This window comes from Mycobacterium sp. E2462 (assembly GCF_001672685.1).
Classification (GTDB): domain Bacteria; phylum Actinomycetota; class Actinomycetes; order Mycobacteriales; family Mycobacteriaceae; genus Mycobacterium.
Map to the genome: position 1 here is coordinate 1 of NZ_LZKC01000291.1, position 14,193 is coordinate 14,193.

15 protein-coding genes and 1 pseudogene are annotated in these 14,193 nt (G+C 70.5%); 14 read left to right on the forward strand and 2 right to left on the reverse strand.

From position 1 onward, the window contains the following. From A5714_RS26645 to A5714_RS14610, 8 genes are all read left to right on the forward strand, one after another. Positions 1 to 752, forward strand: a 752-nt coding sequence (locus A5714_RS26645) for an NmrA family NAD(P)-binding protein (protein ID WP_068286106.1), incomplete at its 5' end; no start/stop codon positions are given. A 61-nt stretch (positions 753 to 813) separates the two neighbouring features. After that, positions 814 to 1,983 carry a CaiB/BaiF CoA-transferase family protein gene (locus tag A5714_RS14580; RefSeq protein ID WP_068068652.1) on the forward strand — a complete coding sequence of 390 codons (1,170 nt, stop codon included), beginning with the start codon at positions 814 to 816 and terminating at the stop codon, positions 1,981 to 1,983. A gap of 156 nt (positions 1,984 to 2,139) precedes the next feature. Then, positions 2,140 to 2,715 (forward strand): hypothetical protein, encoded by a 576-nt coding sequence (locus tag A5714_RS14585; RefSeq protein ID WP_068286109.1) that lies wholly within the window; start codon positions 2,140 to 2,142, stop codon positions 2,713 to 2,715. A gap of 4 nt (positions 2,716 to 2,719) precedes the next feature. Then, a complete protein-coding gene (locus tag A5714_RS14590; RefSeq protein WP_068286112.1) occupies positions 2,720 to 3,424 on the forward strand; it encodes an NIPSNAP family protein in 705 nt (234 codons plus the stop codon). 47 nt (positions 3,425 to 3,471) lie between these two features. Further along, positions 3,472 to 4,647 carry a cytochrome P450 gene (locus A5714_RS14595; RefSeq protein ID WP_068286129.1) on the forward strand — a complete coding sequence of 392 codons (1,176 nt, stop codon included), beginning with the start codon at positions 3,472 to 3,474 and terminating at the stop codon, positions 4,645 to 4,647. A 1-nt stretch (position 4,648) separates the two neighbouring features. Beyond that, complete coding sequence (locus tag A5714_RS14600; protein ID WP_068068661.1) at positions 4,649 to 5,638, forward strand: zinc-binding dehydrogenase; 990 nt, start codon at positions 4,649 to 4,651, stop codon at positions 5,636 to 5,638. Beyond that, entirely contained in the window at positions 5,628 to 6,371 is a 744-nt protein-coding gene (locus A5714_RS14605) for an SDR family NAD(P)-dependent oxidoreductase (RefSeq protein ID WP_068286116.1), read from the forward strand. The genes A5714_RS14600 and A5714_RS14605 overlap by 11 nt, the downstream gene beginning before the upstream one ends. A 22-nt stretch (positions 6,372 to 6,393) precedes the next feature. After that, on the forward strand, positions 6,394 to 7,326 hold the full coding sequence (locus A5714_RS14610; RefSeq protein ID WP_068286120.1) for an alpha/beta hydrolase fold domain-containing protein: 933 nt from the start codon (positions 6,394 to 6,396) through the stop codon (positions 7,324 to 7,326). On the opposite strand, the gene A5714_RS14615 is transcribed toward A5714_RS14610, so the two are convergent. Next, the gene (locus tag A5714_RS14615; protein ID WP_068068707.1) at positions 7,308 to 8,414 is read right to left on the reverse strand and encodes an alcohol dehydrogenase catalytic domain-containing protein; all 1,107 of its coding nucleotides are present in this window, start codon (positions 8,412 to 8,414) and stop codon (positions 7,308 to 7,310) included. The two genes, A5714_RS14610 and A5714_RS14615, sit on opposite strands and share 19 nt — an antisense overlap. Before the next feature lie 14 nt (positions 8,415 to 8,428). Here A5714_RS14615 and A5714_RS14620 point away from each other — a divergent pair, with 14 nt between their 5' ends. After that, on the forward strand, positions 8,429 to 8,911 hold the full coding sequence (locus tag A5714_RS14620; protein ID WP_156671237.1) for a thioesterase family protein: 483 nt from the start codon (positions 8,429 to 8,431) through the stop codon (positions 8,909 to 8,911). A 93-nt stretch (positions 8,912 to 9,004) separates the two neighbouring features. After that, positions 9,005 to 9,445: an SRPBCC family protein gene (locus A5714_RS14625; RefSeq protein WP_068068671.1), complete on the forward strand. Its 441-nt coding sequence runs from the start codon at positions 9,005 to 9,007 to the stop codon at positions 9,443 to 9,445. A gap of 40 nt (positions 9,446 to 9,485) precedes the next feature. Here A5714_RS14625 and A5714_RS14630 read toward each other — a convergent pair whose 3' ends face one another. After that, on the reverse strand, positions 9,486 to 10,178 hold the full coding sequence (locus A5714_RS14630; RefSeq protein WP_068286124.1) for a GntR family transcriptional regulator: 693 nt from the start codon (positions 10,176 to 10,178) through the stop codon (positions 9,486 to 9,488). Positions 10,179 to 10,371: 193 nt separating this feature from the next. Here A5714_RS14630 and fadD5 point away from each other — a divergent pair, with 193 nt between their 5' ends. The 4 genes and pseudogenes from fadD5 to A5714_RS14650 form a co-directional block, all read left to right on the forward strand. Continuing rightward, positions 10,372 to 11,979 carry a fatty-acid--CoA ligase FadD5 gene (gene fadD5 / locus A5714_RS14635; protein WP_068286132.1) on the forward strand — a complete coding sequence of 536 codons (1,608 nt, stop codon included), beginning with the start codon at positions 10,372 to 10,374 and terminating at the stop codon, positions 11,977 to 11,979. A gap of 293 nt (positions 11,980 to 12,272) precedes the next feature. Continuing rightward, complete coding sequence (locus A5714_RS14640) at positions 12,273 to 13,088, forward strand: ABC transporter permease (protein ID WP_068286126.1); 816 nt, start codon at positions 12,273 to 12,275, stop codon at positions 13,086 to 13,088. A 1-nt stretch (position 13,089) separates the two neighbouring features. Further along, complete coding sequence (locus A5714_RS14645; RefSeq protein WP_068068680.1) at positions 13,090 to 13,959, forward strand: ABC transporter permease; 870 nt, start codon at positions 13,090 to 13,092, stop codon at positions 13,957 to 13,959. Between the two features lie 4 nt (positions 13,960 to 13,963). After that, positions 13,964 to 14,193 (forward strand): annotated as a pseudogene (locus tag A5714_RS14650) (MCE-family protein MCE1A); the annotation flags it as partial.

Consider the following 14,193-nt stretch of genomic DNA (forward strand, 5'->3'; position numbering starts at 1 on the left):
TGCTCGACTTCCGCGCCGTCAGCTCGGCGATGGCGGGCGTCAGCGCCGCGTATTTCTGCTACCCGATCGCGCCGGGCAACCTGCTGCCGGCCACCGCCATCTTCGCGCAGGCCGCCAGCGAGGCGGGCGTCGAGGCGGTGGTGAACATGTCGCAGATCTCGGCCCGGCGCGAAGCGAAAAGCCATGCGGCGCAGCAGCACTGGATCGCCGAGCGGGTGCTGGATCGATTCGCGTTCACCACCACCCACCTGCATCCGACGTTCTTCGCCGAGTGGCTCACCTGGCAGTGGCGCCGCACCGGCGAGGAGGGCCTGCTGGAGCTGCCGTTCGGTGTCGGGCGGCACGCGCCCATCGCCGCCAGCGACCAGGCCCGCGTCATCGCGGCCATCCTGCAAAACCCGACCCCGCACGACCGCCAGGTATATCCGCTGGTCGGGCCGCGCGAGCTAAACCACTACGAGATCGCCCAGGAGATGTCGGACGCGCTGGGCATCCCGGTGCGTTACCGGCCGGTCGACATCCCCGCCTTCACCGCGCGGCTGGCCGCCGAGGGCTGGTCGGACTTCTTGGCCCAGCACCTGGCCAGTGTGGCGCAGGACTACCAGGACGGGATCTTCGCGGGGGAGAACAACCTCGTCGAGGTGATCAGCGGCCACCCGCCGATGACCGTGGCGGACTTCGTCGCCGCCCACCGCGCCGACTTCGGTGACGACGGCCGTCTCGGCCGGCGCCCCACCGCGGTGCCGGCCTGACGGCGCTGCGCGCGAGCACCCTTTCGGTCCGGGGGCGACCCGGTGGAGTAGGAACTAAGCCATGGCTGGACCGATGGAGGGCGTCAGGGTCGTCGAGCTCGGGGTGTGGGTGGCCGGACCGGCCACCGGGGGCATCCTCGCCGACTGGGGCGCCGACGTCGTCAAGATCGAGCCGCCGGCCGGGGACCCGGCCCGCATGTTCGGCCGGATGCTGGGCTGCGACCTGGGCGTCAACCCGCCCTTCGAGATGGACAACCGGTCCAAGCGCAGCGTCGTCGTCGACCTCACCACCACCGAGGGCCGCGACACCGCCTTCGAATTGCTCGCCACCGCAGACGTTTTCGTGACCAATGTGCGCCCCGGCGCCCTGCAACGGCTGGGGCTGGACTTCGCCTCGGTGGCGCAGCGCAACGCCCGACTGGTCTACGGGCTGATCACCGGCTACGGCGACACCGGGCCCGACGCGGACCGCGCCGCCTACGACGTCGCCGCATTCTGGTCGCGCGCCGGCGTGGCCCACCTGTTGACCCGGCCCGGCGACACGCCCCCATTCCAACGGGGCGGCATGGGCGACCACTCGGCCGGGATGACGCTGGCCGCGGCCGTCTGCGCGGCGCTGGTGGCCCGCGCCCGCACCGGCGCGGGCCAGCTGGTGACCACCTCGCTGTACCGCCAGGGCGCCTACACGGTCAGCTTCGATCTCAACACCTACCTGATGAGCGGCCAGCCGATCGCGATCGGCCGGCGCGAGTCGATGGGCAATCCCTGCATGAACAACTACGCCGCCGCCGACGGTCGACGGTTCTGGATCGTCGGGCTCGAGCCCGAGCGGCACTGGCCGGCGCTGTGTCGCGCGGTGGGCCGCCCCGAATGGGGCGAGGACCCCCGGTTCGCCGACGCCCGCGCCCGCGCCGCGAACTCGGTGCAGCTGATCGCCGAACTGGACGCCGTCTTCGCGACGCGGCCGCTCGACGAGTGGGCCGACGTGTTCGCCGGGGAGCCCGATTTCTTCTGGTCACCGGTGAACAGCCTCGAGGACGTCGTGGCCGACGCGCAGTTTCACGCCGCGGGCGGCATCGTCGACGTTCCGGACGGCAACGGGGTCATCCCGATGGTGGCCACGCCCGCGGACTTCCACGGCACGCCCTGGGCGCCTCGTTCGGCGGCACCGGAGCTCGGCCAGCACACCGAGGAAGTCCTCGCCGAACTCGCGGCGCGCCGGCAGACCTGAGCCGTCGAACCTTTACAAAATCCGGTACCAGTGTCACGCTGTCCGGTGAGCCACGGCGCCGGGCGGTGCGTCGCGGCCGCAGCCGATGACAAGCCCCATGGGACACGCGCAGCGACGCCGGTGCACTCCCGGCGCGCGGTGGTGAGGAATGGATCGATGGTCGCTCCGACGTTCAAGGTCAGCAGAAGCAGCAGCGCTGCGCCGCTCCGGGACACCGAACGGCTGCGCTACCGGCTCGACGTCGTGGCCTGCAGCGTCGCCGACCTCATCCAGTCGGCCGGCGGCTGGCTCTACGACCGCGCGATGGCCGGCTGGGAAGTGACCGCGCTGCTTCCCGACGGCTGCGACGACCGCGCGCTGCGGATCCTCGGCGTGCGCGGCCTCGGCCTCGAAGAGCGGTTCGCCACGCTGGGCACCGGCTCGACGAGCCACACCCTGGCCGTCAGCGCGGAGGCGTTCAGCGTCGACACGCGGGTGCGCGACACGGTGCTGCGGTCCCTGGACGACCGCATGACCGAGGTCGCCCTGTGGGGCCGCTCCGCCCAGGAGTGGCCGCTGCGCGTCAACCGGCTGATCACCCGCTCGCAACACCGGTTGAGCGCGGCGGCCCGCACCTTCAAGGGCTACGCGCTTGCCGCGGAAGGCATTTCGGGGATCGCGGTCGACCCGGTCGAGGCGTTGCTGTGCGATGTCCGCTCGCCGATCGACACCGAGCTGATCCGGCTCGACTGAGCGCATGCGGAAGTACCACAGTCACACGCTGCTCTACCTGCACGAGACCGTCTCCCTGGGATCCGGCCGCAGCGACGGCTTCACCGAGGTGTTCACCGAGGTCTACCGGCCGATGCTCGAACAGCTCGGCGCCCGGCTGTTCGCCCTGTGGGAGTCCACGCCCTACAACGGCCATTGGCCGCAGGTGACGATCGTCTGGGAGATCGACGGGTTCGCCGACTACGCGCGAATCGGTGCCGCTCAGACCCGCGGCGGTAGCCACGAGGCGGCGGCCCGGGACTGGTCGGCCTACCTGGCCGGAATCGGCGCTTCGGGCGAGGGCCGCATCATGTACCCGGGGCCCAGCAACCGGACCCTCGGGCAGTTGCGGGACGCGAAATTCACCGCGCCGCTGGTGATTCAGGAGATCATGCAGACCAAGCCGGGGCGCCAGGACGACTACATCCGTGAGCTGGAGCGGCTCTACGTGCCATGGTCGGAACGCACCGGCAAACGGTGGCTCGGGTCGTTCACCACCACGTTTCGCTACAACGAGGTCATCCACTACTGGGCCCTCGACGGCGGCTGGGACTGCTTCGCCGAGCACTACCCCTCGTGGAAGGAGAACCCGCCCGCCGAGATCGTGACCTGGATGAGCGTGGCACCCGCCCTGCGCGACGGCTGGGAAGACTCCATCCTTCAGGCCCTACCGCCGTCACCGCTGCAGTGACCGTGACGGGCACCGACTTTCGCTACGACCCGTTCGACGCGGCGGTGATGGCCGACCCGCTGCCGTTCTACCGCGTCCTGCGCGACGAACACCCGGTGTACTACCTGCCGCAATGGGACACCTTCGCCCTGTCGCGGTTCGACGACATCTGGCAGGTGTTGGAGGTCAACGACGGAACCTTCGTCGCCTCGGAGGGCACGCTACCGCCCGCCTCGGCGCTGGCCCGGCACAACGACGGGCCGGTCGCAGACCCGCCCCTGCACCCCCTGCCGTTCCACGCGGTGTTCGACACCGACCTCTACGCCGAGATCCGGCGCGCACACTCGGCACCGCTGCGGCCGCGGGCGGTCACCGGCTTGGCGGACCGCATCCGCGCGCTGGCCAACGAGCGCCTCGACGAATTGCTGCCCCGCGGCTCGTTCGACCTGACCCAGGACTACGGCGGCATCGTCGCCGCCACCATGGTGTGCGAATTGCTCGGCCTGTCAAACGATCTCGCGCCCCGGGTACTGGCGGCCGTCAACGCCGGCAGCCTGTCCGCACCCGGCGAGGGGGTCGACACCGCGCAGGCGCGGCCCAACTACCTGGACTTCCTGACCCCTGTGGTCCGCCGCCGGCGCACCGACGCCTCGGGCGGCCCGCTGCCCGTCGTCGACGGCCTGCTGCGCTACCGGCTGCCCGACGGCAGCGCGCTGTCCGACGCGGAGGCCGCGACGCAGATGCTCTGCATCTTCATCGGCGGGACGGAGACCGTGCCGAAGATCGTCGCCCACGGGTTGTGGGAACTCAGCCGGCGCCCCGAGCAGCTGGCCGCCGTGCGCGCCGACCCGGCGGTCAACGTAGCGCTCGCCCGCGAGGAGATGATCCGGTATTGCGCACCCGCCCAGTGGTTCGCGCGAACGGTGCGGCGGCCCTTCACGATTCACGGCACCACGATCAAGCCGGGCCAGCGCGTCATCACCCTGCTGGCCTCGGCCAACCGCGACGAGCGGGAGTATCCCGAGCCCGACGCCTTCGTCTGGGACCGGCCGATCCGCCGCTCGCTGGCGTTCGGGCGCGGCCAGCACTTCTGCCTCGGTTACCACCTGGCCAGGCTGGAAATCGACGTGCTGCTCACCGAATGGCTGCGCCGCGTCCCCGAATACACCGTCGACGGGGACGCCGCCACCCGGTTGCCGTCGAGCTTCCAGTGGGGATGGAACACGATCCCGGTGGCGGTCTGAGGTGTGGTCCTACCGCATCGTCGCGCCGTACGAATTCGAGCGCACCTCGATCCCGCAACCCACACCCGACGACCTCGCCGACGGCCAGGTCCTGCTGCGGTTCGCCGCCGCCGGAGTGTGCGGCAGCGACCTGCCCGCCTTCCGCGGCACGCGGGGCCCGTTGCCGGGCGACGACGGGCCGAGCGCGGCCGGCAAGGACGGCTTTCCCATCCACGAGGTCGCCGGTGAGGTGATCGCCAGCCGGCATGCCGGCCACCGCCCGGGCGATCGCGTCGTCGGCTGGGCCTCCGGGTTCGACGGCCTGATGGAACGGGTCGTCAGCGACGGTGACGGGCTGGCCCCCTACGATCCGGCGCTGCGCCCGGCGCAGGCCATCGCGCTGCAACCGTTGGCGTGTGTCCTCTACGCCTGCGAGCAGCTGCCGGATCTGGCTGGCCGCCGCGTCGCCGTCCTCGGCCAAGGCTCCATCGGCCTGCTGTTCTCCTACGTCGCCAAGGCGGCCGGCGCCCGGTGCGTCACCGGCGTGGACCCCGTCGACCGGCGCCGGCTCGCACGCGTTTTCGGCGTCGACGAGGCGGTCCGGGCCACCAGCGACCGGTGGGTGAGCCGGCTGGGCGCCGCGGACCGCGCGGACGTGGTGATCGAGGCCGTGGGTCATCAGGTCGCGACCCTGGCGCACGCCATCGACGCGGCCGCGCCGGGCGGCACCGTCTTCTATTTCGGCGTCGCCGACGACGAGGCCTACCCGATCAGCATGCGCAGCATGCTGCGCAAGAACCTGACGCTGAAGTCCGGGGTCACGCTGGACCGGCGCCGCATGCTGGAGTTGGCGGGCAAGTTCGTCGCCGAGCACCCCGGGCTGCTCGAGGCGTACCTCACCCACACCTTCGACGTCGACGACGTGCAGAGCGCTTTCGGGCTGGCCTGCACACCGGACCCCGAACGGATCAAGATTGCGATCGCCACGAAAGAGCGCGCCGATGACGGGTGACGCGGCGGGCCCGCGCGTGGCGGTGGTCACCGGCGCGGCCGGCGGGCAAGGTCGTGCTATCACGAAACGCCTTGCCGAAGAAGGATTTTCGGTAGCCGCCTGCGACCGGCGCACCGGCGAGTTGGACGCTGCCGTCGGCGAGCTGGGCGATCACCGGGTGCTGGCCCTCGCCCTGGACGTCACGTCCGCCGCCCAATGGGAGACGGTGGTGCGGCGGGTCGTCGACCGGTTCGGCGCCCTGAGCGCGCTGGTCAACTGCGCCGGCGTGCTGCACCGCACGCCGTTGGCCGACGAGACGGCCGAGGGCTTCGAAAGCGCCTGGCGCGTCAACTGCCTGGGCGCCTTCCTGGGGATGCGGGCGGCGCTCGGGCCGCTGCGCGAGGCACCCGGCGCCTCGATCGTCAACATCTGCAGCACCGGCGCGATCCGCCCGTTCCCGCAGCACACCGCCTACGGCTCCGCGAAGTGGGCGCTGCGCGGCCTGACCCAGGCGGCGGCGGCCGAACTGGCCCCGGCGGGCGTCCGGGTCAACGCGGTGTTCCCCGGGCCCATCGCCACCCCGATGCTCGATCAGGCCACCCAGACCCGGTTGGCCGACACGGCGATGTTCGGGCGGATCGGCCGGCCCGGCGAGGTGGCCGACGCCGTCGCGTTCCTGGTCTCCGAACGAGCGTCGTTTGTCACGGGCTCCGAACTGGTCGTCGACGGCGGGCAATGCCTCCAGATCCCGTGACCGAGCGCGGCGGGCCCCGGCCGTGACGTACCTGGACGGCACCGACCGGCTGGACCCACAGCTGCGCGCGCTCGCCACCACAAGGGCCGACTTCTCTTTAGAGGCAATACAACTGAGCCGCCGACCATTCAACGAACGCCGGCGCGCCGCGGCCGACCTCGTCGACGTTCGGGGCGTGTCGATCACCGACGGCGTCGCGGCCGGCGTGCCGGTGCGGATCTACCGCGGCGCCCCCGCCGCGCCGGCACCGGCCGTCGTCTACTGCCACGCCGGCGGATTCGCGCTCGGCAACCTGGACACCGACCAGCGCCAGTGCGTCGAACTCGCGCGGCGCGGCCGGTGCACGGTCGTGTCCGTCGACTACCGGCTGGCCCCGGAGCACCCGTACCCGGCGGCGCTCGACGACGCGGCCGCCGTGCTGCGCTGGGTGGCCGCCGAGCCCACCGGTCTCGGCGTCGACCCGGCGCGCCTGGCCGTCGCGGGGAGCAGCGCGGGCGCCGCCCTCGCCGCCTGCCTGGCGCACGCCTCGGCCGGCGGGTCGCTGCCGCCGCTGGCGCTGGCGCTGCTGCACCAGCCGGTGCTCGACGACCGCCCCACCGGGTCGAAGGCCGAGTTTCGCGCCAGCCCGGCGTTCGACGCGCAGGCCGCCGAGCTGATGTGGAGCCACTACCTGGGTCGGACCGCCGCCACCGCGGCGGCCGCGCCCGCCCGCCACCGCGAATTCGCCGGCCTGCCAATGGCGTTGATCACCTGCGCGGAGATCGACCCGTTTCGCGACGAGGCGATCGGCTACGCGCAGCAGCTGTGGCGCGCCGGCGTCTCCACCGGGCTGCACGTGTTCTCGGGAACCTGTCACGGGTTCGACTCGCTGCTGCCCGACTCGCCGGTGGCGCAGCGGCTGTTCGCCGTGCAGGGCGACGCCCTGCGACGGGCCTTTCAGAACTCGATGAGCTGACGCACCGCGGTGCCGTCGGCCAGGTGGTCCATCGCCTCGTTGATGTCCTCGAGCCGAATGGTCGACGACACCAACGCCTCCACCGGCAGCCGGCCGGACTGCCACAGCTCGACGAACCGCGGAATGTCACGGCTGGGCACCGCGGAGCCCAGGTAGCTGCCGATCAGCGACCGGCCCTCGGCCACCAAACCCAACGGCGACACCGAGATTCGCGCGCTCGGCGGCGGCAGGCCCACGGTGATGGTGCGGCCGCCCGGCGCGGTCAACGCGATGGCGGTCTCCAGCGCGGCGGGGTGGCCGACGGCCTCGATCACCACCGCGGCCTTGACGGACGCGTCGGCGGCCTGCTGCGGGGTGTAGGTGTCGTGGACGCCCAACCGGCGTGCGGCGGCCAGCTTCTCCGGCAATTGGTCGACGGCGACGACGCGCACGCCGTCGTAGGTCAGCGCCGTGAGCACCGCCGCCATGCCGACGCCGCCCAGGCCGACGACCGCGACGGCCTGGCCGGGCCGCGGAGCGCCGACGTTGAGCACCGCGCCACCCCCGGTGAGCACCGCGCAGCCGAGCAGCGCGGCGATCTGCGGCGGCACGTCGTCGGGCACCGCCACAGCGCTGGCCCGGTTCACCACCGCGTGCGTCGCGAAACCGGACACCCCCAGGTGGTGGAACACCCGATCGCCGGAGCGATGCAGCTTGATGTCACCGCCGAGCAGCGTGCCGGCGTTGTTGGCCGCACTGCCCGGTTCGCACGGCGTGAGGCCCCCGGTGGCGCAGGCCGCGCAGTGGCCGCAGCGCGGCAGGAACACCAGCACCACCCGCTGACCGATCGCGAGGTCGTCGACCCCAGGGCCCACCTGCTCGACGATGCCCGCGGCCTCGTGGCCGAGCAGCATCGGCGTCGGTCGGACCCGGTTACCGTCGACGACCGACAGGTCGGAGTGGCAGATCCCGGCCGCCTCGATGCGCACCAGCACCTCGCCGTCGCCCGGCTGTCCCAGTTCCAGGTCGATGACGCTGATGGGACGGGACTGCGCGTAGGGGCGGGGCGAACCGATGTGGTCCAGCACCGCGCCCCGAATCTGAACCATGCTGAAATACAACCATGAGTTCCGCCCCGGTGGTTCCGCCCGCTCCGGAGAAGCTGACCAGCAACGACTTTCCGGTGCTGTGGCCGGTGCTGACCCGCTGGGCCGACAACGACATGTTCGGCCACCTCAACAACGCGGTTTACTACCAGCTTTTCGACACGGCCATCAACGCCTGGATCAACACCAGCACCGGGCTGGACCCGCTCACCACGCCCGCGCTGGGCATCGTCGCCGAGTCGGGGTGCCGGTACTTCTCGGAGCTGCACTTCCCGGAAACCCTGTCGGTGGGCCTGGCGGTCACCCGATTGGGCCGCAGCAGCGTCACCTATCGGCTGGGCGTCTTCCGGGCGCCGGCCGACCAGGGGGACGACCCGGCGCAGCCGATCACCGCGCTGGGCCATTGGGTGCACGTCTACGTCGACCGGACCACCCGCAAGGCCGTCGGGATTCCCGACGCCGTGCGGGCCCTGCTGGCCACCGCCCAAGTGGACCGCTGACCCCGAGAAACGTTTTCCCGCCGGGGCTTTCGCCGTCGTCGGCCGCCGCGTCGCGCCGCCCGGGCGCGACGGCCGCCCCGCTATGCTTCGCCAATGCCAGTCTTGAGCAAGACCGTCGAGGTGAGTGCGGACGCCGCGTTGATCATGTCCATCGTCGCCGACTTCGAGTCGTACCCCCGGTGGAACGAGGAGATCGAAGGGCTGTGGGTGCTGGCCCGCTACGACGACGGGCGGCCCAGCCAGTTGCGGCTCGACACCGACTATCAAGGCATGAAGGGCGTCTTCATCCAGGCCGTGTACTACCCCGGGGAGAACCAGATCCAGACCGTCCTGCAGCAGGGTGACCTGTTCACCAAGCAGGAACAGCTGTTCAGCGTGGTGGCGATGGGGCCGACGAGCCTGCTGACGGTCGACATGGACGTCGAGACGTCGATGCCGGTGCCCGCGCCGATGGTCAAGCAGCTGCTCAACAACGTCCTGGACCACCTCGCGGGGAAGCTCAAGGAACGCGCCGAGCAACTCGCCGCGACGTGACGCGGGCGGCGGCGACCGGCCCGACCCGGCGGTGCGCCGCTCAGTCGAACACCGCGGTGCGCTTGCGCAGCTCGCGCAGCCGGTCCGCAGCGTCGGTGAACTGCCACACGGTGTGCTCGACGACGGCCGCGGTGTCCCGCCGGCGCAGCGCGCCGATCAGCTGCCGGTGGTTATCCACCGCGGCCCGCCCCCATTCGTGGTCGCCCGCGTAGACCGGCACCGGCATGTACCGCGCGGCGTTGAGCAGAAACCACGCCAGCTTGATCCGCCCGCCGGCCTGGTTGAACACGCGGTGGAACGCGAACTCGATGCCCGCGATCGTCTCGGCGTCGCTGGACCCGACGGCCGCGGCGAGGGTCTCGTTGATGCGGTCCAATTCGGTGATCTGGGCGTCGGTGATGTGCGCGGTCGCCGCGACGGCCAATTCCTTGGCGATCGTGGCCTGCAACCAGAAGATGTCCTCGATGTCCTGCTCGGTCAGCGGCAGCACCACGTGACCCCGGTGCGGTTCGAGCTGCACCATCCCCTCGCCGCGCAGTTTGAGTAGGGCCTCCCGCACGGGGGTGACGCTGACGCCGAGCTCGGCCGCCGTCTCGTCGAGCCGGATGAAGGTGCCGGCCCGCAACCGGCCCGACATGATCGCCGCCCGCAGGTGCCCGGCCACCTCGTCGGACAGCTGCGCCCGCCGCAACGGCCGCCGACCCCTCGTTCGGATGGATGTCGGTGCGTTCACAGGGCTGCCAGGGCTTTCGGGGGTGACGACGGACGCCGCGGTGAAGTTTTGTCCGGGTTTCGAATGGGTTTCGACTGTGACCGTCGGGTCTTGTCAGCGACCGGTGCAGGCCATAGTGTGACCCAGACAACACCATGTTTTATCAAATATCAACCCGGCGCAAGCGGTGCGCGAGTGAAGGGAAGTGCTGCGTTTGACCGCGCAACTGGCCAACCATCCGGCGCGAGGACCGCACCCGTCCGCGGGGCAGCCGTACCTCGCGCGCCGTCAGAACTGGGTGAACCAGCTGGAACGGCACGCGCTGATGCAGCCGGACGCGACGGCGTTGCGATTCCTGGGCAAGACGGTCACCTGGGGCGCCCTGCGCCACCGGGTCGCGGCGCTGGCCGACGCGCTGAGCCGCCGTGGCGTCGGCTTCGGCGATCGCGTGATGATCCTGATGCTCAACCGCACCGAGTTCGTCGAGGCGACGCTGGCCGTCAACATGCTCGGGGGCATCGCGGTTCCGCTGAACTTCCGGCTGACCGCGCCGGAGATCGCCTTCCTGGTCCAGGACTGTGCGGCCCGGGTGGTCGTCACCGAACCGGTCCTGGCCCCGGTGGCCGTCGCGGTCCGCGAGATCGACGGGCTGCTGGACACCATCGTGGTGGCGGGGGCGCCGACCGACGACGGTGTGCTGGGCTACGAGGACCTCATCGACGAACCCGGTGAGCTGGCCGAACCCGCCGACATCCCCAACGACTCGCCGGCGCTGATCATGTACACCTCCGGCACCACCGGGCGCCCCAAGGGCGCGGTGCTCACGCACACGAACCTCACCGGCCAGACCATGACGGGTCTGTACACCAACGGCGCCGACATCAACGGCGACGTCGGCTTCATCGGCGTGCCGTTCTTCCACATCGCGGGGATCGGCAACATGCTCACCGGCCTGTTGCTCGGCCTCCCCACCGTGATCTATCCGCTCGGCGCGTTCGAACCCGGCCAGCTGCTCGACATCCTGGCCGCCGAGAAGGTGACCGGAATCTTCCTGGTGCCCGCGCAATGGCAGGCCGTCTGCGCCGAGCAACGCGCCCGCCCCCGCGACCTGAAGTTACGGGTGATCTCGTGGGGCGCGGCACCGGCGCCGGACGCGCTGCTGCGGGAGATGTCCGCGATCTTTCCGGGCTGCCAGATCCTCGCGGCGTTCGGCCAGACGGAGATGTCGCCGGTCACCTGCATGCTGCTGGGCGAGGACGCGATCCGCAAACGCGGGTCGGTCGGCAAGGTCATCCCGACGGTCGCCGCCCGGGTCGTCGACGAAAACATGAACGACGTCCCCGTCGGTGAAGTCGGCGAAATCGTCTATCGCGCATCAACTTTGATGAGCGGCTACTGGAACAACCCGGAGGCCACCGCCGAGGCTTTCGCCGGTGGCTGGTTCCATTCGGGGGACCTGGTCCGCATGGATGCCGACGGCTACGTGTGGGTGGTCGACCGCAAGAAGGACATGATCATCTCCGGCGGGGAGAACATCTACTGCGCCGAGGTGGAGAACGTGCTGGCCAGCCACCCCGCCATCGTCGAGGTCGCCGTCATCGGCCGGTCGCACGAGAAGTGGGGCGAGGTGCCGATCGCGGTGGCGGCCGTGGCGGGCGATACCTTGCGGCTCGACGACCTCGCCGACTTCCTTGCCGAGCGGCTCGCCCGCTACAAGCATCCGAAGGCGCTCGAGATCGTCGACGCGCTGCCGCGCAACCCCGCCGGGAAGGTTCTCAAGACTGAGCTAAGGGTCCGCTATGGCGCCGCGACCAACGACTAGATCCGTTCTACGGCAAGAGATTCAACGATTTGACTTGGACAGTGAGGGGAGCTGTAACGTTTGCCCGCTGTTGGCGAAGGGTTAATTGTGCGGATGCGGTTCACACGTTCGAGACCATCGGGTACATTCCTGTGGTCTCCGTTACTACTTGCCAGTAGGGAGCCGATGGTCACAGTAGTGGGGTCGCGGCGAGGTGGGGGCGTCCTCGACCGCGCGGCGGCGGGGGAGCGAGACGTACTACACGATCCGCCGCGGTGCCGAGAGGCGCGTGGCGGCGGCTTGAGGGGGCAGCGGTGACTTCGACGTCGACGAGTCGACGGGGCCCCTACCTGGTCGGCTACGTGCGCGACCAGCTGCAGACGCCGCTGACCCTCGTCGGGGGCTTCTTCCGGATGTGCGTGCTCACCGGGCGCGCGCTGTTCCGCTGGCCGTTCCAATACCGCGAATTCATCCTGCAGTGCTGGTTCATCATGCGGGTGGCATTCCTGCCGACCATCATGGTCTCGATCCCGCTGACCGTGCTGTTGATCTTCACCCTGAACGTGCTGCTGGCCCAATTCGGCGCCGCCGACCTGTCCGGCGCCGGCGCCGCAGTCCGCGCCGTCACCCAGCTCGGCCCGCTGACCACCGTGCTGGTGGTCGCGGGGGCCGGCTCGACGGCCATCTGCGCGGACCTCGGCGCCCGCACCATCCGCGAAGAGATCGACGCGATGGAGGTCCTCGGCATCGACCCCATCCACCGGCTGGTGGTGCCCCGCGTGATCGCCGCGACCCTGGTCGCGACGCTGCTCAACGGCTTGGTCATCACCGTGGGACTGGTCGGTGGCTACCTGTTCGGCGTCTACCTGCAAAACGTCTCGGGCGGCGCCTACCTCGCCACCCTGACCACCATCACCGGCCTGCCGGAGGTGGTGATCGCGACGGTCAAGGCCGCGATCTTCGGACTGATCGCCGGGCTGGTCGGCTGCTACCGCGGGTTGACCGTGCGCGGTGGCTCGAAGGGCCTGGGTACCGCGGTCAACGAGACCGTCGTGCTCTGCGTCGTCGCGCTGTACGCGGTCAACGTGGTGCTGACGACCATCGGTGTGCGATTCGGAACGGGTCACTGACATGTCAACCGCTGCCGTCCTACGCTCCCGGTTCCCCCGGGCGGCGGAAAACCTCAACCGCTACGGCGGTGCCGCGGCCCGCGCGCTCGACGACATCGGCCAGATGGCCTGGTTCGGCGCCGTCGCCGTCGGGCACATGCCGCACGCGCTGCGCCACTACCGCAAAGAGACCCTGCGGCTCATCGCCCAGATCGGCATGGGCACCGGCGCCATGGCCGTCGTCGGCGGCACGGTCGCCATCGTCGGGTTCGTGACACTGTCGGGCAGCTCGCTGGTCGCCATCCAAGGCTTCGCCTCCCTGGGCAACATCGGCGTCGAGGCGTTCACCGGCTTCTTCGCCGCCCTGATCAACGTGCGCATCGCCGCCCCAGTGGTCACCGGCATCGCGATGGCCGCCACCGTCGGGGCCGGCGCCACCGCGGAGCTGGGCGCCATGCGGATCAGCGAGGAGGTCGACGCCCTGGAGGTCATGGGCATCAAGTCGATCTCGTTTTTGGCCACCACCCGCATCATGGCCGGCCTGGTCGTCATCATCCCGATCTACTCGTTGGCGATGATCATGTGCTTCCTGTCGCCGCAGATCACCACGACCGTCCTCTACGGGCAGTCCAACGGCACCTACGAGCACTACTTCCGCACGTTCCTGCGGCCCGACGACGTCTTCTGGTCGTTCCTCGAGGCCATCATCATCACCGCGGTCGTGATGATCACGCACTGCTTCTACGGGTACAACGCCGGCGGCGGACCGGTGGGCGTGGGCGAGGGGGTCGGCCGGTCAATGCGCTTCTCTTTGGTGTCGGTGCAGGTCGTGGTTCTGGCCGCCGCGTTGGCGCTCTACGGCGTCAACCCGAACTTCGCGCTGACGGTGTAGCGCCATGCCGTCCCCGAGTCAGAAGAACGCGCAGCGGACCCCGCCCTACAAGTGGGTCGGCTTGGCGGCCCTGCTCGTCGCCGCGCTGGCGCTGGGCCTGGTCTACGGACAGTTCCGCGGTGACTTCACCCCCAAGGCGTCGTTGACGATGCTGGCGGCGCGGGCGGGGTTGGTGATGGATCCGGGGTCGAAGGTGACCTATAACGGGGTGGAGATCGGTCGGGTCGGCAGTAT